At 56.1% G+C, this 20,008-nt stretch carries 14 protein-coding genes; 6 read left to right on the top strand and 8 right to left on the bottom strand.

From position 1 onward, the window contains the following. Positions 1-160 precede the first annotated feature (160 nt). From BM373_RS06130 to ybiB, 5 genes are all read left to right on the top strand, one after another. Complete coding sequence (locus BM373_RS06130) at positions 161-895, top strand: GntR family transcriptional regulator (RefSeq protein WP_090460537.1); 735 nt, start codon at positions 161-163, stop codon at positions 893-895. Between the two features lie 278 nt (positions 896-1,173). Beyond that, the gene (locus BM373_RS06125; protein ID WP_090460535.1) at positions 1,174-2,778 is read left to right on the top strand and encodes a PTS transporter subunit EIIC; all 1,605 of its coding nucleotides are present in this window, start codon (positions 1,174-1,176) and stop codon (positions 2,776-2,778) included. An 8-nt stretch (positions 2,779-2,786) separates the two neighbouring features. After that, a complete protein-coding gene (locus tag BM373_RS06120; protein WP_256214579.1) occupies positions 2,787-4,115 on the top strand; it encodes a 6-phospho-alpha-glucosidase in 1,329 nt (442 codons plus the stop codon). A 128-nt stretch (positions 4,116-4,243) separates the two neighbouring features. Continuing rightward, complete coding sequence (gene dinG, locus BM373_RS06115) at positions 4,244-6,388, top strand: ATP-dependent DNA helicase DinG (protein ID WP_090460534.1); 2,145 nt, start codon at positions 4,244-4,246, stop codon at positions 6,386-6,388. Between the two features lie 29 nt (positions 6,389-6,417). Then, the gene (ybiB, locus tag BM373_RS06110; RefSeq protein WP_090460532.1) at positions 6,418-7,380 is read left to right on the top strand and encodes a DNA-binding protein YbiB; all 963 of its coding nucleotides are present in this window, start codon (positions 6,418-6,420) and stop codon (positions 7,378-7,380) included. Positions 7,381-7,509: 129 nt separating this feature from the next. Here the strand turns inward: ybiB and ybiJ are convergent, their stop codons facing one another. The 7 genes from ybiJ to BM373_RS06075 form a co-directional block, all read right to left on the bottom strand. Further along, positions 7,510-7,770: a DUF1471 family protein YbiJ gene (ybiJ, locus tag BM373_RS06105; RefSeq protein ID WP_090460530.1), complete on the bottom strand. Its 261-nt coding sequence runs from the start codon at positions 7,768-7,770 to the stop codon at positions 7,510-7,512. A gap of 285 nt (positions 7,771-8,055) precedes the next feature. After that, complete coding sequence (locus BM373_RS06100; protein ID WP_090460528.1) at positions 8,056-8,322, bottom strand: DksA/TraR family C4-type zinc finger protein; 267 nt, start codon at positions 8,320-8,322, stop codon at positions 8,056-8,058. 223 nt (positions 8,323-8,545) lie between these two features. Then, on the bottom strand, positions 8,546-11,212 hold the full coding sequence (locus tag BM373_RS06095) for an acetate and sugar kinases/Hsc70/actin family protein (protein WP_090460526.1): 2,667 nt from the start codon (positions 11,210-11,212) through the stop codon (positions 8,546-8,548). Positions 11,213-11,227: 15 nt separating this feature from the next. After that, positions 11,228-11,857: a hypothetical protein gene (locus BM373_RS06090; RefSeq protein WP_090460524.1), complete on the bottom strand. Its 630-nt coding sequence runs from the start codon at positions 11,855-11,857 to the stop codon at positions 11,228-11,230. Between the two features lie 3 nt (positions 11,858-11,860). Continuing rightward, entirely contained in the window at positions 11,861-12,718 is an 858-nt protein-coding gene (locus BM373_RS06085; protein ID WP_090460522.1) for a hypothetical protein, read from the bottom strand. Between the two features lie 10 nt (positions 12,719-12,728). Then, positions 12,729-13,370 (bottom strand): hypothetical protein, encoded by a 642-nt coding sequence (locus BM373_RS06080; protein ID WP_090460521.1) that lies wholly within the window; start codon positions 13,368-13,370, stop codon positions 12,729-12,731. 33 nt (positions 13,371-13,403) lie between these two features. Further along, positions 13,404-16,382 carry a serine-rich family protein gene (locus BM373_RS06075; RefSeq protein ID WP_090460519.1) on the bottom strand — a complete coding sequence of 993 codons (2,979 nt, stop codon included), beginning with the start codon at positions 16,380-16,382 and terminating at the stop codon, positions 13,404-13,406. A gap of 331 nt (positions 16,383-16,713) precedes the next feature. Here BM373_RS06075 and rlmF point away from each other — a divergent pair, with 331 nt between their 5' ends. Next, entirely contained in the window at positions 16,714-17,649 is a 936-nt protein-coding gene (gene rlmF, locus BM373_RS06070; RefSeq protein WP_090460516.1) for a 23S rRNA (adenine(1618)-N(6))-methyltransferase RlmF, read from the top strand. On the opposite strand, the gene ybiO is transcribed toward rlmF, so the two are convergent. Next, positions 17,639-19,870, bottom strand: a complete 2,232-nt coding sequence (ybiO, locus tag BM373_RS06065) for a mechanosensitive channel protein (RefSeq protein ID WP_090460514.1) — start codon at positions 19,868-19,870, stop codon at positions 17,639-17,641. The two genes, rlmF and ybiO, sit on opposite strands and share 11 nt — an antisense overlap. Positions 19,871-20,008: the final 138 nt, after the last annotated feature.

The raw sequence follows: 20,008 nt of genomic DNA, 5'->3' as shown, positions 1-20,008 counted from the left end.
GGGAACAGCCGCGCGCGGACTGGCCTTTCTCCCTCTCCCCTGGGGAGAGGGCCGGGGTGAGGGGGCTCCGCCCTCCACCCCCTTCCTTGCTCCTTCTCCCCGACTTGTCTCTTTGCGGTGGGGTCGCTAACATACGCCGCAGTCTGCGCGGAGTACTCTTATGATCGATAAACATTCAACCGTCCCGGTTTATCTGCAACTTGAGCAGTATCTGACCGGGAAAATCAGCGCCGGGGTTTTGCGTCCGGGCGATGCCATTCCTTCCGAAAATGAGTTGTGCCAGCAGTTTTCTATTTCGCGCATGACCGCCCGTAAAGCGGTGGATTACCTGGTGCGACAGGGCAAAGTCGAGCGTCGGCGCGGGCAGGGTACCTTTGTCGCCCATACCAAAAAAACGCTGCGCATTCCGCTGCCGCTGGACCGCCATCTCTCCTCAAGCGAAGCCACGCTGGGTCTGGATGAGCCTGTGATCAATCGCCTGATCTGCCTGTCACGTGAGAGTGCCCCCGACGACATCGCTGAAAAGCTGCAACTCCCGGCAGGCAGCGCGGTGTGGTTTATGAAACGCCTGCGCCTGCTTGCCGACGTGCCGTTTGTGTTTGAGCAGTCATGGATGATTACCGCGCCGTTTGAGGATTTAAGCGAAGCTGATTTGAACGCGTCCAAATATGGCTATATCAGCCGCAAAGGCTATGCGGTCGGGCGTTCGGACAAAGAGATCCGCGCTGAACTCCCGTCGCAGGAAGTGCGCGATATGCTCGGCATCAACCGCGACGAACCGGTGCTGCACGCCACGTCTGTCGCCTGGCTACGCGACGGCGTGCCGTTTGAGGTGTCGGAGATTTTTTATAACCAGCAGCATTACCGGTTTACGCTGACGGCTGAACGGCCTTAGAGCTGGCCTCTCATTTTCACCCTCACCCTAACCCTCTCCCTGAGGGAGAGGGGACAGCCCGAGCTTGGGTAGGGAGTACAGCCCGGGCGCGGACTTGCCTTTCTCCCTCTCCCTAAGGGAGAGGGCCGGGGTGAGGGGTAAAACTTCCTCTCCCCCGCCCATTCTGTGATCAATCTCTTATTCCAACCCTAGTGGGCTAGACAACTATACATCCACTCTGGCTATACTCATCTCACGTTCTCGATCCATAAAAAACCTCACACCCTAAGGATCACGCTATGAGTCGCGCAGGTGAATTTTTACAAGATTTGGGAAAGGCATTAATGATGCCGATTTCGGTGATTGCCGCCGCCGGTATTTTCCTCGGCCTTGCGGCGGCATTGCAGAATCCCGCGATTGTCAGTGAAGAAATACTCAACGCACAGCTAATGCAGCACATCATCGGCTTTATTCGTAAAGTGGCCGGATCGCTGTTTGCGAATTTACCCTTATTGTTTGCTATCGCTGCCGCTATTGGTCTTGCGCGGGATGAAAAACCCACTGCGGCGCTGGCGGCGGTTATCGGTTTTATTACGTTTCACGTCGGGGTGAATTTCAGCCTCACGGTTCAGGGCTTAACGCCTGCCACCACTTCCGTCGCAGCCTTTGTGGAAAAAGGCTACAGCCCGACCGAAGCGGTGATGTATTCCGCTGAATTTGCGAACACGTTGGGCATATTTTCCTACCAGATGAGTGTGCTCGGTGGGGTCATTGCCGGGTTCGTCACCGTATTACTGCACAACCGTTTTTATACGATTAAACTCCCGGCGGCCATCGCCTACTTTGGTGGCCGCCGCTTTGTTCCGATTATTACGGTGATCGTCCTGCCGCTGGTGGGCGTATTAATGTCATTAATCTGGCCGGTCATTGCCAGCGGCATTATTAAAATTGGCGAATTCATTGGCGAGTCCGGGCCGTTCGGCACCTTTATTTACGCCTTTACCGAACGCATTCTGATCCCGACCGGTTTACACCATATTCTCAACGAAACCGTGCGCTTTACCCCGGTCGGCGGCATGGTGCATGTCGATAACGAAAGCGTGATTGGCGCGCTCTCCATCTTCAACTATGCGCTGGCCCATCCAGGTGCGCTGGCCGATGATATCACCCGCGAGGCCACGCGTTTTCTGGCACAGGGCAAAATTCCGGTGATGATGTTTGGCCTGCCCGCCGCGGCGCTGGCGATTTACCGCTGTGCGAAACCTGAGCATAAACAGCGCGTCAAAGCCTTAATGATGGCGGGGGCGCTGGCCTCCTTTACCACCGGCATCACCGAGCCGCTGGAATTCAGCTTCATCTTTGTCTCACCCATTCTGTTCTTATTCCACGCGGTCATGACCGGGCTCTCTTTTGCCGGCGCGCAATTACTGAGTCTGATGATCGGCAATATTCAGGGCGGGTTTATCGACTTCATGGTATTCGGCGTCCTTGGCGGGGCGAAAACTCACTGGTGGTTCAGTCTGCTTCAGGGCGCTATTTGGGCACCGGTGTATTACTTCGTTTTCAAATGGGTAATTTTACGCACCAACGCCCGCACGCCAGGTCGTGAAGAAGAAGACAGCGTACAGGGTGCATTATCCGGTAATAACGAACCGACCGGCGAAACCGCGCTCATTATTGAAGGCTTAGGCGGGCGCGGGAATATTCAACACGTAGACTGCTGCTTTACCCGCCTGCGGGTGAAAATAAACGACATGGATAAAGTGGATGAATCGGCACTGAAACGTAGTGGTGCCAGCGGATTTATTCGGGCAACGGAGAACGACATTCAGGTTATTTACGGCCCGCAGGTGGAAAGTATCGCCAGCGCCGTAAAACAAAATTTAATTCAACAGACGCAATAAGAGAACTGATGATGAAAAACACTTTTAATATCGTATTAGTTGGCGGTGGTTCCACCTGGACGCCGGGTTTATTAAAAGCATTATGCAAACTCAAGGCGCGTCTGCCGCTTAAGAAGTTGGTGATGTTTGATGTCAATGAAGAGCGCCAGGCGGTGATCGGTGAATACGCCAAAGTGCTGTTCAAAGAAGAATATCCGGAATTAGATTTTACCTATACGGCGGATAAAGAGATCGCCTTTACCGACATGGATTTCATTTTCTGCCAGATGCGCACCGGCGGTTATGCGATGCGCGAAAAAGACGAAAAAATCCCGCTGAGCCTCGGCGTCATCGGCCAGGAAACCTGCGGCGCGGGCGGCTTCGCCTACGGAATGCGCTCGATTCGCGACATGATCCAGCTGGTGGAAGATGTGCGCGCCCGCTCACCGCAGGCGTGGATCCTGAACTACACCAACCCGGCGGCGATTGTCGCCGATGCGCTCAACCAGCGCTTCCCGGATGACGACCGCATTCTCAACATCTGCGATCAGCCGGTCAACCTGCTGCGCTCCTACGGTCGCCTGCTCGGACGCAACCCGGAGAACTTTGAGCCGGTCTATTTTGGCCTGAATCACTTCGGCTGGTTCACGCATCTGTACGATGAAAACGGCGTCGATCTGGTGCCGGAACTGAAGGCGATCATTTCCAATAATGGCTTTAAACCGGCGGATGCCGAGCAGCGCGACCAGTCCTGGCTTGACACCTACGCCGCCGTTGCCGATATGCTCAACGACTTCCCGGACTATCTGCCTAACACCTATTTGCAGTATTACCTCTACCCGGAATACAAATTTTCGAAGCTCGACCCCAATTTCACCCGCGCCAACGAGGTGATCAACGGCCGTGAAAAACGGGTGTTTGAGGAGTGCCGCACGGCGGTGGCAGAAGGGACGACGAAGAATGTCAAAGTGGTGCATAACGATGCGCACGGCGACATGATTGTCGAACTGGCGGAAGCGATCGCCTTTAACCTGAAGAAAAAATTCATCGTCATGCTGGAGAACAACGGCCTGGTGGAAAACCTCGACGATGACGTGATGGTAGAAGTGACTGCGGAAGTGGGCATTAACGGGCCGCGTCCTTACGGCGTGGGCAAAATCCCGACCTTCTATAAAGGGCTTATTGAGCAGCAGTTTGCTTATGAACGCCTGACGGTGGAAGCCTGGTTTGAGGGTTCCTACACCAAAGCGTTGCAGGCGCTGACGCTCAACCGCACTATTATTGATGCCAAGAAAGCGCGTAAGGTGCTGGATGCATTGATCGAAGCCAACAAAGAGTACTGGCCGGAACTGCGTTAAACCGCAGGCGGGGGAGGGCGACCTCTCCCGTTTTACGAGCCGTCTTCAGGAAGCGGCAAAAAAAGGTAGGGCGCTGGCGCTAAAAATGCCACAATAGTGGCTGTTTATACAGTGTTTCAGGTTTCCCGATGGCCTTATCTGCCGCGCTCAAAGCGCAAATAGCCGCCTGGTATAAGGCGCTACAACAACAGATCCCGGACTTTATTCCCCGCGCTCCGCAACGGCAGATGATTGCTGATGTGGCAAAAACGCTGGCCGGGGAAGAAGGGCGGCATCTGGCTATCGAAGCGCCGACCGGCGTGGGTAAAACCCTCTCTTATCTGATCCCGGGCATCGCCATTGCCCGCGAAGAGCAAAAAACGCTGGTGGTGAGCACCGCCAACGTCGCGTTGCAGGATCAAATCTTCAGCAAAGATCTGCCGCTGCTTAAAAAAATCATCCCCGATCTGCGCTTTACCGCCGCCTTTGGTCGCGGGCGCTACGTCTGTCCGCGCAACCTGACGGCGCTCGCCAGCAGCGAAGCCACCCAGCAGGATTTGCTGGCCTTTCTTGATGACGAACTGACGCCCAACAGTAAAGAAGAGCGTGAGCGCTGTGCGACGCTTAAAGCCGATCTCGACAGCTACAAATGGGACGGCCTGCGCGATCACACCGATCAGAATATTGATGATGCGCTCTGGTCGCGTCTCTCCACCGACAAGGCCAGTTGTCTGAACCGCAACTGCCATTATTACCGTGAATGCCCGTTTTTCGTCGCCCGCCGGGAAGTGCAGGAGGCGGAAGTGGTGGTGGCGAATCACGCGCTGGTGATGGCGGCGATGGAGTCCGAAGCGGTGCTGCCGGAGCCAAAAAATCTCCTGCTGGTACTGGATGAAGGCCATCACCTGCCGGAGGTGGCGCGCGACGCGCTGGAGATGAGTGCCGAGATCAGCGCCTCCTGGTATCGCCTGCAACTGGATCTGTTCTGCAAACTGATCGCCACCTGTATGGATCAGTTTCGCCCGAAGACCACGCCGCCGCTGGCGACGCCCGAGCGCCTTAACCCGCATTGCGAAGAGCTGTATGAGCTTATCGCCTCGCTGAATACGATCCTGAATTTGTATATGCCCGCAGGTCAGGCGGCTGAACACCGGTTTGCGATGGGTGAACTGCCCGATGAAATTATGGAAATTTGCCAGCGCCTCGCCAAACTCACCGACGCCCTGCGCGGACTGGCAGAGCTGTTTCTTAACGATCTCAGTGAGAAAACCGGCAAGCATGATGTGGTGCGACTGCACCGCACGATCCTGCAAATGAACCGCGCGCTCGGCATGTTTGAGAATCAAAGCAAACTCTGGCGGCTGGCGTCGATGGCGCAGGCGTCCGGTGCCCCGGTCACCAAATGGGCCTCGCGGGAATTACGCGACGGCCAGTTGCATCTCTTCTTTCATTGTGTCGGTATCCGCGTCAGCGATCAGCTGGAAAAACTGCTCTGGCGCAGCGTGCCGCATATCGTTGTCACCTCGGCCACGCTGCGATCGCTCAATAGTTTTTCGCGCCTGCAAGAGATGAGCGGGCTGAAAGAGAAAGCAGGCGATCGTTTTGTCACGCTGGATTCGCCGTTTAATCATGTCGCACAGGGCAAAATCGTCATCCCGCAAATGCAGTACGAGCCGCTGATGGAGAACGAAGAGAAGCACATCGCGGAGATGGCGGCCTATTTTCGCGAGCAGGTCGAAAGCAAAACCCACAGCGGAATGCTGGTGCTGTTCGCCAGCAATCGCGCGATGCAGCAATTTTTGACCTGTGTGACCGACCTGCGATTACTGCTGCTGGTGCAGGGCGATCAGCCGCGCTACCGGCTGGTGGAACTGCACCGCAAGCGCATCGACGGCGGCGAACGCAGCGTGCTGGTCGGACTGCAATCTTTTGCCGAAGGGCTCGATTTAAAAGGCGATTACCTCACCCAGGTGCATATCCATAAAATCGCTTTTCCGCCCATCGACAGCCCGGTGGTGATCACCGAAGGCGAGTGGCTGAAAAGCCTTAACCGCTATCCTTTTGAAGTACAGAGTTTGCCCGCCGCCTCGTTTAACCTGATCCAGCAGGTCGGACGCCTGATCCGCAGCCATAGCTGCCGGGGCGAAGTGGTGATTTACGATAAACGGCTGCTGACCAAAAGCTACGGCAAACGCCTGCTGAACGCGCTACCTGTGTTTCCTATTTCACAACCCGCCGTGCCTGACGTTATAGTTAAAAGTAAACCAAAACAGAGCCGTCGCCGCCGACGCTAGCAAACTGCAATGTGACGTAAGGAGCTTCAATGGATTTCCGCAAAATTATTAAAGAGGTCGGGCGCGGTAAGAATCACGCCCGCGATCTGGATATTGACACCGCGCGCGAGCTTTACACCTGCATGCTGAAGGGCGAGGTGCCGGATCTGGAGATGGGCGGCATCCTCATTGCGCTGCGTATCAAAGGCGAAGGCGAAGCGGAAATGCAGGGCTTCTATGAAGCGATGCAACTGCAGACGATGCGCCTGACGCCGCCTGTGGCAAAACCGATGCCGATTGTCATCCCAAGCTATAACGGCGCGCGCAAACAGGCCAACCTCACACCGCTACTCGCGATATTACTGCACAAACTCGGTTTCCCGGTCGTCGTACATGGCGTGAGTGAAGATCCCACCCGCGTGGTGACTGAAACCATTTTTACGCTTCTCGGCATTGAGCCGACCCGTCATGCGGGCCAGGCACAGGCGAAGCTCGACGGCCATCAGCCGGTCTATATTCCGGTGAGCGCCCTTTGCCCGCCGCTTGAGACGCAACTCGATATGCGCTGGCGGATGGGCGTGCGAAACAGCGCACACACGCTGGCGAAACTGGCGACGCCGTTTGCCGAGGATGCCGCGCTGCGCCTGTCGAGCGTATCGCACCCCGAGTACGTTCCCCGCGTGGCGAAGTTCTTTAGCGATATCGGCGGACGCGGCTTGCTGATGCACGGCACCGAAGGCGAAGTCTATGCCAATCCGCAGCGCTGCCCGCAAATCACGCTGATTGACGGCGCGGGCGAGCGGGTTATCGTCGAACGCCAGCTTAATGAACAGACGGTCGCGCTGCCGGAAGCCAAAGATCCGCACACCACCGCCCGCTGGATCGAGCGCTGCATTACTGGCAGCGAGCCGGTGCCGCAATCACTCAAAATTCAGATGGCCTGCTGTTTGTATGCGACGGGGAGTGTGGAGTCCATTGAGGCAGGGCTTCAACGGATTGCAGAGCGGTATTAAAGGCAAAAAAAAGCCCGTCCAGGGCCGGACGGGCAACAAGGGTAACAACACAGAGTCTTACAATAATTAAGGGTTAATGAGAGTAGTGCGGCCCGCCGCGCGAACGCAGCGGGTAAAACATCCGGGCAATCAGTTATAGATAACTGCGGTGCCGCTCATTTTGTTGCTGGTGTTCGCAGAGGTGATGCTGTAGCCCTTCGCGCCTGCCGCAGACGCTTTCTCTGCCAGCTGTGCTTCCAGACCATCCAGCGTAGTCGCGCCTTCAGCGGTCACCACACCGATTTTATTCATGTTTTGCGCCTGAGCAGCGGTCACAGACTGCGCAGCAAAGGCACCAAAGGAAAGGGTAGAAAGCGCGATAGCAGCAACAGCATATTTAATGGTTTTCATGGGTAATCTCTCGCAGGTTATTCTGTTAAGGGGACGTTGTTCCGTCGATGTGATGAGTATCACGTTTTTCTGCGAAAGAATAAATCGAAGAGAATTGACGACCTTGTTCTAAAAAATTGAACGATCGTTAATAAATTGAATTGTAATGATTTTTCTGGTGAATATTTCGGGTTTACTGAAATGGCGGGGGAAAAAGCAGCGAAGCGGCACTAATTGCTACTTCTTTGTTAAGGATTTGTGCGCTAAACCGCAACCGCTTGCGCTGCTAATGGATGTTAATTAACGTCAACGTAACTGGCTGTCTTTTGATCCTCTGCGATTATATCCTGCAAAAGCAGAGTTTGCCGAATCTTTCTTCTGCTGGCAGTTAACGCAAAGCCGCACGCCCGGAATGGCTTTACGCCGCGCTTCAGGGATCGTCTCGCCGCACTCTTCGCATTCCTTCAGGCTTTCACCTTTCGGCAGCTCACGCCGCGCCCGCGCTACAGCATCGTCAACCGTGCTGTCGATTTGATCCTGCACCGCGCCATCATTTGCCCAACCTGATGCCATTGTCGTTACCTCCGTTAGTGCCTGTTATAAGTTTAGCGTATGTGGGAGGTTGTGCCGGGATACCCTCACCCCGGCCCTCTCCCTGAGGGAGAGGGGGAAAAGCGGTCCGAGCCTGAGTAAAGCATCGTCACTCCCTCTCCCATAGGGAGAGGGCTGGGGTGAGGGGAAAACCATCGTCGCTCCCTCTCCCATGGGGAGAGGGTTGGGGTGAGGGGGAAATGCGCTACTTCAACGTCACCTGCTGAAGATTATCCATCTCCCCCTTCGCCAGCGACTCCGCGCTTTCCGCTGTCACAAGGCGAATCTGATCCGGTGCCAGTGCCATTGCGAACACACGATGCCCGCGCTGATTGACCGCCAGACGCAGCCGCAGTCGTTTGACCTCGCTGTCGGTCGCGCTCAGTTCGCCGCCCTGAGCCATCGGGGACTGGGTATAGAGCAGTTCAAAAATGCCTTCGCGCTGGGGCCCCAGCTCAAACCACTGTTCATAGGCAGCATTAATCGTCAGTCCCGCATGGAACAGCCCTTGTTTTACCCGTCCCACGTTCCACGCAAAGCCCGCTTCTCCCTTGCTTTGCTGGCGGGTATGGTTAACGACTTTAATCACTCCGCCAGGGCGCAGGTCCAGAAGTCCCAGTGCCACCCCGGTTTTCGCCGTTGGCTGCCAGGGATTTGCGGGATCGCTGGGGAGGGGAGGATGCACGTGCAGCACCGGGGCATTGTCACCAAAGCGCTGCCTCATTTTTTGCTCGATCAACGGAGACTCGATGTCCCTGAAGTCCGGCAGCCAGCTCGGGTTATTTTCCGCCTCCGTAAGCGTCTTCCGATCCAGCCCCCACAGGCGGGCGATCCACTGCGAACGGCTGGCGTTACCGGCCAACAGCACGTGGATTTCGGGCGGAAGCGGTGTAAAAGCCAGCCCCAGAGCGGTGATAAATTTATCGATGCCGAGTGAGATGCGCTGATCCAGATACTCGCTCAGGATCTCAAACGGGATGACAAAATCGGCGCTGACTTTCTTGCCTGCGCGATCGAAGAGATCCACCGTGCGGGTTTCATCGCTGCGACTTCCTGACTCTTCCTGACTTTCCCAGAACGGGCGCAACTCACTGATCAGCAACAGCGTATTGCTGTAGGCCGCCTGCGTTTTTTCCAGATAGCTTTCGGAACCGGCGAAGTCATCGGCGTCGAGCGGGCGTGTAAAGGCGATTTCATACTTCTGGCAAATATCCAGATTATGCCGGAATACCCGGTACGCCATGTTTTCCAGCAGGTTTTCGCCACCGAGGAATTTGTCGCCAGAGGGTGAGAAATGCTCAAACACCTGCTCGAACCCTTCGTCTTCTTCGTCCTCTGAAGGCAGGCGGTAGTAGCCAAAGTCAAAATCGGTAGTGCCGCCGCCAAAATCAAACACCGCGTAGGCTGTCCCTGTTGTGCCGGGCTGCACATCCATGGTGCTGAGCGCCGACACGGCGTAGGCGGCAGGTTCGCTGGCTAACTCCTCGACGCTAAACGCATTTAAATACTCATGCTGCGACACCAGCGTCGGCGGCAGGCTGCGTTGCAAACCCCGCTTGAAACTGGCGAGGATTTTCTCTTTGACCTCGCGCGGATACTCCACCGGGAAGGTCATAAAATACTCAAGATAAATACCGCGCCCGCGCCAGTTAATGGTCATACCCAGGAACCAGGCGTACAGCTCAATGGGATCGAACGGAGTGTTTTCATCCACCACCAGCGGTGCGCCACGGGTTGGATTATTTTGCGTAAGGGCGGCCAGCGTATGCTCGACGCCAAATCTGTCGGTAAAGACTACCTGATGATCCTGCGACTGGCGCAGCGCCCATTGCTTCAGGCGGGTGAGGATGCTGCTGATGGTGTCAATGTCGTTACGGTTATCGCGTAACTGTGCCTGCGCTTCGTGCGAGCAGCGTACCCATTCCCAGTTCAACTGTGGGCGATAGGCCGTGTGATTCCATTCGTTTTGCAGCGCCTCAAAGTCACGGATTTCAAGCACCGTGGGGTTTTCCAGGTGGTGAGGCTCAACGCGATCGTAAAAATTACGTGCGCCAACGCGCATTAACTGTTTGCGGCCATTTTCGCTTTCATAGGCCACGACGGTGCTACTGGTACCAAAATCGATGGCGACGCAGCCGGGGCGAATATCGCGCGCCGGATCGCGCGGGCGAATGCCGAGCTTTTCACAGGTTTCAGGCGTGGAGCCCCATAATTCCCACAGGCCTTTGTTGATATCGGTAAGCGTCAGCGTATCAATTTTTGGCAGGCGGTTAATGCGGTAATCCAGCCCGCCAAGCAACTCTTCTTTTATCTGCTGTAGTCGCGCCAGCAGGTTATTGTCAGGCGTACTGAGAGTGGTCAATTTTTTTACCTGATGACCGGTAATAAGGTCTATAAAGCGCTCTTGAGACAGGGCAATAAAGGGAATCGACGTTGCCGATTTGTAAGGAATCACAGCCGGATCGGAATAATCAATATCAATGCAGCCTTCTTTGACGATAAAGAAACAATTGTCATTGAGTCGCTGACTATTCGCTTTGCGCATCGGATTTTTTTCATTACGCGCGAAACGAAGCAACTCCTTTTTCGTGGGCAAACGCCACTCGTTCAAATTCAGCCAGTTAATATTGTCACAGTAGAGCTTGTTGTGCTCGGTGGACCCTTGTACATGCAGGTTTGTCGAATGCGCCCAGAGATAAAAGGTTTGATTATGAAATTCAACAAGCCATGACCTGTTGCTGATGTCATTCAACTGGCCGAACGTTTTATACTGCTTTAGCTCGCTGCCAAATTGTTCAACCAGTGTGATCCACGTCTGCTGATACCAGTAATCCGCAACATCCACGGCGGTATTATTTGTCCGATCAATCATAAAAATTTCCTGATATTAAGGCTGTAACAGCACCAGCGGTTTCCGGCAGCGTTTTCCGGCATTGTTAATTAGGCCGGGCAACAGTTGCCGGGCGATGCGCTCGCCAGTACCGGTGCCATTATGCATTTCGAAGTTATATGCGCAGCCCGCCTCGACGTTCTCAAGCAGGGCAAAGCGATCAACCCACAGTCGGTTGTGCAGCGAGATAGCAAATGTCAGCAGTGCGAATACATCAGGCGTCAGGCTGCCTTCTTTGGCGCGGACTGCCAGTACGTCCCACAACCGTTCAATGCGATCCCAGTGGCTGGCAATAGCCAGTACCTGCTGGATTTGCTCTGCTTCATCGTCGGAGAGCGGGCCGCGCAGCCAGGCTTCCTGAAGTGGGCGATCGTCACGGAGGGTGGCAACGGCACTCAGCAGCGGGGTGAGGGCAGCGCGAAGCGGATCGGGGCGCACCACTTCCACAGTCACCTCTTTGATGACTTCCCGTACATTTTCCTTTGGCATGGCGTGGGCGTGCGGCGTCACCAGTTTTTGCCATGCCAGCGTCAACTGGCGGTCCACTTCCTGCGCAATCCAGTCGCGTAAATCCCCGGCCTGTTCTGATGCAGGCAGGGAATGGTGTTCGTTTTCGTGTTCAGGCATGGGTTAATCCAGTAAATGTTCCGCGTCCGGGCGTACCGACAGGTAGCCAACGTCAATAAATTTGCGTGCCAGGCTCTTAATCTGCTGCTGGTGGCGGTGCCTGAGCTGGTTAAAATCGCGGCGCTTAATGGCAAGTGCACTCTTATCCGGCTCAGGCCAGGGGCTGCGCACATCAGGCAGCGTCAGGCTTCCGAGCAGCATTGCCATATCCGCCGGGCTGACTTTCTGCCAGAAGTGGGCGAAAAAGAGCGGCATAAACTGCGCGATGGCGGCCTGATCCAGATCGCTCACGCTGCTGAGATGGCCTTCTAACTGGGCGCGCTCCTGCTTCCAGGCCGTCGCCGCCTCGTTGTGTGCCTGCCGGCTGGCCTCAAGCTCGGCCAACAGCGCCAGATTCTCTTTTTGTTCCTGCTCAAGCTGGCGGGCAAGCAATAGCCGATCGTCGCTGGCTTCTTCGCGCTGCAGGGTTTTAACGGCGCTCTCCACGCTATTTAACTGGCGGCAGAGCAGCGGCAGCAAATGACGTTCGTACAGCGCGCTGTCTGCGTTGCCTGGGGCCATGGCGCGGGCGCGCGTAAGCCAGGGTTGCAGCGGCATGACGCTGAACGGCTGGCGGGAAAATGTCGTGATGACATCGGGTAACCAGGCCTGCACGTCAGAGTGATAGAGAATGAATAACTGCCCGACCGAGGCATAGGCCAGGCGATCCGCCAGCTCCGTGCAGGCCTGGGTCAGTTGCTGTGATGTGGCGCACTCAAGGAAGGCTTCACCTTTTAAGGGTTCGTTTAACCAGTCGTCATGCTGGCGGTAGAAGCAGGTGAAGCGCTGCGCGTCTAAAATAATGGCGTAATCACGGGTCATGGATGCAGCCTTATTCCGCTTCAGCGCGCAACTGGCGCAGGGTCGCTGTGACGTCATCCGGGGCGCGGGCCTCCACCTGACCCTGTTCGCTGTCGACCAGCAGGGCTTCAACTTTCCTCTCGTCGTGCAGATCCAGGTCGTCCCGGAAGTAGTCGGCAATCAGCGAAAAGTCGTTGGTTTTGCCTAAAAGCGTCAGCACGCGTTCGGCGTTGAAAAAGGTCGGGTGCTGCGCCGCCAGTATCATCAGGCTGAGAGCGGAATTCAGACTAAAGCCCTTCAGCTCCGTCAGCCCCTCGGCCACCACGCCTGCGCTGGCCGCGATTTTTTCTTCTTTGCTCCAGCGATCCGCCAGTTCTGGCTTCAGTTCGAAATCGCGAATGGCGGCAATGTACTCGTGGTAAGAATCAAAACTGTCTGATGTGATGCCCTCAGCCCCTGCGGAGAGTACGCGCTCGCCATATTTCTCTGCCGTCTGGTTGGACGGGATCACGCCCAGCACGCTGCCAACCGCTTTAACCACGCTGCCAAGGCTTTGCCAGACTTCCGCTGAGGTGGCAACTTTGATCACGGTGCTGGCAACGCTGGCGGCCAGCCCGCCAATGGCGGAAAAGGTACTGGAAACAATCGATCCCACGCTACTCCAGAATCCCATGTGCTACTCCTTAGTTATCACTGTTAACGACGTTTATTTTTTGAAAATGTCTTTTACGCAGCGGGCTAACGCTGCTTCATCGATGTCAGATTCCGGCACGCCGGTGAACGCCAGTAGCCCATCCAGACGACGCGGCATTCTGTTTTCCAGCATCTCAGGATGGCTATCGAGGTTATCGTGCGCCCAGGCCACGATCGCTTCTGTTAACGACGGCACCGCCTCGCTACCGTTAAGCTCTGCCAGCGGGTGCAGCGTCTGCACAATGCGCGTCAGGTGCGCCATGCCAGAGATGCGCTCGCTTAAGGCAATCAACCGGAACAGACGATTAACCTGCTGACTGAAGGCAACAAAGTCGGCGGCAGTGGTGAAGTGGATGCTGGCTGCAAGACGCGGGAACAGGCGATAGCGCTCCGGCCACCATTGCCTGACGCCACGCCCGGCGATCAGCGCTTCGTCAATCGGTTTGCCGGTTGTGTCGGCATTGGGCTTAATTTGTGCCAGTACCGCGCCGTGCCAGCCGCCGCCATAAATCACCGCCTGGCCTGCCTGGAGGGAAGGCAAAAATGCTTTTTGCTCATCGTTAAGCGACATGGTGTCGCCGATGACTTCGCGGTCGTCGGCGGAAAACAGCCGGTGCACGATTTTGATGTTGGTGTTTTTAATGACATCCGCCACCAGCTTGTTGGGGATCTGGTCGGCAATGATCAGCCCCTCGCCATATTTGCGCACCTCGGCCAGTAAATTACTGAACATCTCAACGCCCAGTTTTTTACTGCCGCCATCGCCGGGTTCGGGTTTCGCCAGCAGGCGATGCGCCTCTTCAATCAGCGTCAGGTGACGATAATCAGGCTGGCGCAGATAGCGCTGCTTGATGGTTTCCGCCAGACGGGTGACGATCAGCGCCATCAGCAGCGACTTATCGCTTTCGTCTTTAATTTCATCCAGTTCGATGACCACTTTTTTATCCAGCAGCGCATCAAAATTGATCGAATGACGGGCGTTCAGCATCCGGCTTTTAGTGCCGATGGTCAGATCGGTGAGCCTGGCGACCAGCGAGCCCCGGTATTTTTCTTCAAATTCCCGGCCCATGCCTTTGGATAAAATCACCGCGTCCAGTTCGCGGATCATGTCGCTGAAATTCGGCCATGCGCCGCTGTTGAGCGCAAAAGGATCGTCAATCAGCAGGTTCTGGCTGCCGTGAACGTCCCAGCCTTTATGCTCATAGGCGCGGATAATGGCTTCGCCGACGATCATCGGCATCGCCGCTTCCATCGGAAACACCGCCGTCAGCGCATTTTTGAGAATGTCGATATGCCCGGCGAGGTGCTCTTTCGGGGAGACCAGCTCAAACGGATTAAGGCGGAATGGGGTTAAATCTTCCCGGCCAGGGCAGTAATACTCCACGTCAGGGTTTTTCTGGTACAGCTCGCGGTATTCGGTTTTAGCAGGCTCAATCACCATAAACGGCAGGCCCGATTCCAGCAGCAGCTTCATGCAGGTGGTGGTCTTGCCCGCGCCCGTCACGCCGGTAATAAAGATATGTTTATTCAGCTCCTGCCGATCGAGCAGCAGCGGTTTGAAATCAAGGGTTTTGCCGTGCTGAATGACATGACCCAGCGCCAGCCGTTGCGCGTGATCCGGCGTGGGCGGATTGAGGGCAAAATCCACGCATTTGCGGATCTTAATCCCGGCGAGCTCTTTATCCGGCAGGCCCATCAGCAGCGCGATTTCCTGACCATTAAGCCAGGTCGCACACTGCACCTCGCCCTGTGCGTTGGTGGCCTGCGAGAGTATGGCCTCAGCGCACGGCCAGACCTCCGCCATACCTTGCCGGGAGAGGGCGAGAAGCCCATCCAGCGTCGCAAAAGAGCGGTTGATTTCATGATCGCGCAGCGGCGTCAGGCTGGCGTGGTTACCCTGGAAAATCGATCGCAGGCTGGCGCTTAAACGGGTATAAACTGCCCGGTTTTGCGCCGCCAGATACACCGACGTGCGGAACATCCCTTTGCTGTTGCCCTGGCGCAGACGCGGGATTTGCGTGTCGCTTAAATGTTTGAGCAGTTCCTCATAGCCTTTATTTATCTCTTCCCGCGTGACCGCTTTGCCGTCGCCGCGCGTGGTGCTGTCGCCTGAGGTGTCGTTTTTGCCCACGCTTTCCGAGCTACTGGTGCCCGTTGTCTTTGAATGGTTAGTGGAGTCGGTCACGCTGGTGCCGTCGCTGGTGCCCGTTCCCTGATGGCTGGTCCCGTGATTTTTGCTGGCACCCTGACTTTTGCCCCGGCTGTTAGCTTCACCGTCGGTAGTAGAATCGCTGGTCCCGGTGGTTTTATTGATGCTCAGGGTGTGGCTTTGCGAGTGCTGTTCGCTCTGGTTTTGCGAGACCTGTACTGAGTATTTGATGTGCGAGGAGATTTGCGTGGAGAGGCTGTAAATCTGCTCCAGAATCTGTTCAACCTCCTCGGGACGACCGGGCTGACAGGCAATAATCAGCCGCCAGCTTTCGCCGGAGAGGGCGTTTACCAGTCGCTCAACGCCCTGAAATTCTTCATCACCGAGGCGGGACTCTTCTTCATTGAGGGACGGCACGCCCGTTACCACGCCAAAACGCTTCATTGCATTGAGGTCGGTTAGCTGACCGATCTCATCCCGCGTGAGCGGTGCGACTTTGGCCCCGAGGAAATTACTGCTGAATGCCCGCTCAACCTGCGTCCCGGTGTCATGGATATTGCTGGTGGCATCGCCGCCTACGCCAAGGTAAAAATGGATACCGTCCCCGTCGCTCTTTAACAGGTAAATCAGGGCGGCGGTGGGATCGTTCATGTTGGCAATCACATTGCTCATCGCCAGCCGGTGCACCGCAGCTTTTCCGGCAGTCATTTCGTCAATGCGGTAAAAACGCCACGCCATCGCCGGCGACTGTACGGGCTGTAACGGCGGTTGCAGCCGCAATTGACGGTTCCAGCCTGCGATGCTGAGTTCGCTCAGGGTCAACAAATCTTTCAGTTCGTCCATTAGTCCTTGCCTTAAAAACATCCGGGTCGTTAGCGTCAAATCTGCTTGTTGCTGTTTTTCATCATTAATTACAACGGCAGCTTTAAGGAAAACTGCACTAAAAATTCGCCAAAAAATGATCTGACAGCGACTTACACCTGGAATTAGGGGGGAAGGGGAAGAATAAAAGAGGGGCGTGACAGGTTATGTCATCGGCGAAAGAGCGTGCCGCAAAAGAGTATGTGATTTTTGACGGGGTAATTTTTACTGTTTAAATACGATAAGCCTGCGTCATTTATTTACCCCGCCGCCCGCAACGGGTATCTTACGCCGCTGTTGAAAGGAGAATGCCATGACTGCCCAGAAGCCGGGTTTACACCCGCGAAACCGCCATCACAGCCGCTACGATCTTGACGCCCTTTGCCAGGACTGCCCGGAACTGCGTGGCTTTATTATTGCCACCCCGACCGGCGAAGCGACGGTGAATTTTGCCGATCCGCACGCGGTGAAGGCGCTGAATAAGGCGCTGCTGGCGCATTTTTATGGCGTTGCCCACTGGGATATCCCGGAAGGCTTTCTCTGCCCGCCAGTGCCGGGGCGCGCAGATTACATCCACCATCTTGCCGATCTGCTGGCCGAAAGTGCCGACGGCACCGTGCCGCGCCAGGCGAGTGTGCTGGATATTGGTACGGGTGCAAACTGCATCTATCCGCTGATTGGCAACCATGAATACGGCTGGCGTTTTACCGGCACCGAAGTGCATGACGAAGCCTTTGCCAGCGCCCAGGCGATTATTAACGGCAATCCCGGCCTGACGCGCGCGGTGCGCCTGCGCCGGCAGAAAGATCCGGCGGCCATTCTGCCGGGCATGATTCATAAAAATGAACAGTATGACGCCACGCTGTGCAACCCGCCGTTCCATGATTCCGCCGCCAGCGCGCGCGCCGGTAACGAGCGCAAGCGCCGTAATCTGGGCCAGAGCCGCGACGGGGCGCTTAATTTTGGCGGTCAGCAGCAGGAGCTGTGGTGCGAGGGCGGGGAAGTGGCGTTTATCAGCCAGATGATCGCCGAGAGCAAGGCTTTTGGTCGCCAGGTACTGTGGTTCAGCTCGCTGGTATCGCGCGGGGAAAACCTGCCGCCGCTCTACCGGGCGCTAACCGAGGCGGGCGCAGTAAAAGTGGTGAAAAAAGAGATGGCCCAGGGGCAAAAGCAGAGTCGCTTTATCGCCTGGACCTTCCTCGATGAAGCCCAGCGTCGCCGCTGGGCGCAAACGCGTTTTAAAGCGTAGGTTCGGCAGGCGGCTGTAACCCCTGCGGCGCGGACGATCCCGGCGTCGCAGGCTGGGCCAGCACCTGGTAGGTCTGCACCGGGGCGCGCACATCCGCAAGATCGAAGTGCTTTTTCACCATGCTGTCGAGGGCAAACCGCACCGTCCACTGTTTCAGCGGCTGCGTGGTGAAGGTCACGCGCAGGGTGAAGGCGGTATTAGTCAGCCCGACAATGCCCACAAAGTTCGGCTCGCCAATGATTAACCCGCGAATGTCATCCCGCGCCATCAGTTCACCCACCGCATCTTTCAGCGCCTGGTTCGCTTTGTCGGCGTTTTCATGGCGATCCACATCGTAGTTAGCCACCACCGATCCAATTCCGCGCACAAAGTTAGCGAAGGTGGTGATCGATGACCACGGAATGATGTGATACGCCCCGGTATCCTGGCGCACGCCAACCGAGCGAATCGACATCCGCTCCACCGTGCCGGTCAGCGGCCCTATGGTCACCAGATCGCCGGTGTTCATCCCGTTCTCAAACTGAATAAACACCCCGGTGATGATGTCCTTCACCAGCGTTTGCGAACCAAAGGAGATGGCCAGCCCAAGCGCCCCGGCACCTGCCAGCAGCGGGGCGATGTTGACGCCGATTTCCGACAGCACAATCATCACCGTAATGGTGCTGATGACCACCGCCAGCGCATTGCGGAACAGGGTTAACAACGTGCGCGTACGGGCGCTCGGCAGCGGGCGACCGTGAATGTCTGAAGAGAGGCGGTTCTCAATCAGACTCGCCAGCACCGTCCAGCCGACGGCAGAGAAGAACAGGATCAGCGCGATGCGGATCAGAATATCCAACGTCTTCTCCCCCGCGCCGTTATTAAGCCAGTTCCAGAAATCAAACAGGCTCCAGGCGTTGAGCAGCAGCATGATCGCCACACAGACAATCAGGATGCGCGCCACTTTCAGCGCGGTGGAAAACCAGCCGTTGATCCGTTTTTGCAGTTCGGGATAGTTACGCTGCACGTGCGGCGACAGGGTGATGCTTTTCGCCAGCCAGCGCGAGAGGATGCCGGAAACAAAGGCCGCAACGCTGATAATCGCCAGACTGCGCAGCGACGCGCTCATCATAAACTTCAGGCTGTTGCCCGGATCGAACAGCGAGAAGAAAAACAGCACCACAAAGTAGGCGCTCGCCAGCCAGTGCCAGACCAGCGCAAAAGCGCGAATAAACAGGCTGAAAAAGGCCAGCGAGCGATCCGCCAGGTGGATCAGGCTTTGCTGAACGCTGATTTTATTTTTGAAGATGAGATAGAGCGCCCAGGCGGTGATGCAGAGCATGATGATCACGTTCGCCACCGCACCTACCTGAATGTTGACCTGGTTGGAGATAATCGGCACCGCTACCAGCAGGCCGTAACCGATCAGGCTGCTGAGTGCGCTCAGGCGCAAATGCCAGTATTTTGCTGCCGCATCGCTCACGGCAAACGGGCGCAAATCGGGAAAGCGCGGGCAGAAAATCAGGCGCAGGATAGCTTTGAAAAACTCAATTAACGCAAAGGCGTTCAGGAACAGCCCCTGCTGGAAGGCGATGGTACGGTTGTTGCCGTTGAAGTTGTCGCTCACGACCTGGCCGACAAACAAGGTCAAGGCCAGCAGCATTAAATCGATAATGAATGCGCCGATGATCATTGCCGGAAGCTGGACCCAGCTTGCCCGTTCACCGTGCTTTTTCCGCGCCCAGGTGCCCATTTTGCGGTACAGCGGCGTGACGCTTAAACGCACCAGCCAGAAGAAGATAAACACCACTGCCGCCAGCATTAAAAAGTGCGTCGCGGCGTTGTAGAAGGTGTCGGGATTAAAAGCTTTATGCGGCGATCCGGTGATGTTGCGGTAGAGCTGGGCAAAGCGCGTGGCCAGTTCATCACCGAAGTGGCGGGTAAAGGCGGTGACGCTTTCCAGCACGGTTTTTTCTTCGACTAATTCCGGCGGAGTGATGGTCGGCACCGGTTCCGGCGGCGGGGTGGCGGCGACTTTGCGCAACTGACCGATTAACTCTTCGCGTGAGGCGTTGTTCTCCAGCACGTCAGCGAGCGCAGCATAGGCCGCTTTTTTTTGTTCTACGTCCGGCTCAGCGACGGGTTGTTCTGGTTGCGTGGTGGTCGCCCCGGATGTGACGCCAGGAATGGTCGCCGCATGAAGCGGCATCATGAACAGGCAAAGCAGCAAGATCCACTTCACAGACTCCTCCTGAGAAAATTCAGCAAAAAGATAAGTATAGAGGAAGCTGGGGAGGCGACTGGAAATGGGAGAAATCTGGGGGAGGGTGATAGTTACCCCTCACCCTAACCCTCTCCCTCAGGGAGAGGGGACTAAAAC

This window comes from Enterobacter sp. kpr-6, from assembly GCF_900116015.1.
Taxonomy (GTDB): domain Bacteria; phylum Pseudomonadota; class Gammaproteobacteria; order Enterobacterales; family Enterobacteriaceae; genus Enterobacter_D.
This window is presented reverse-complemented; position numbering and strand designations above follow the sequence as displayed.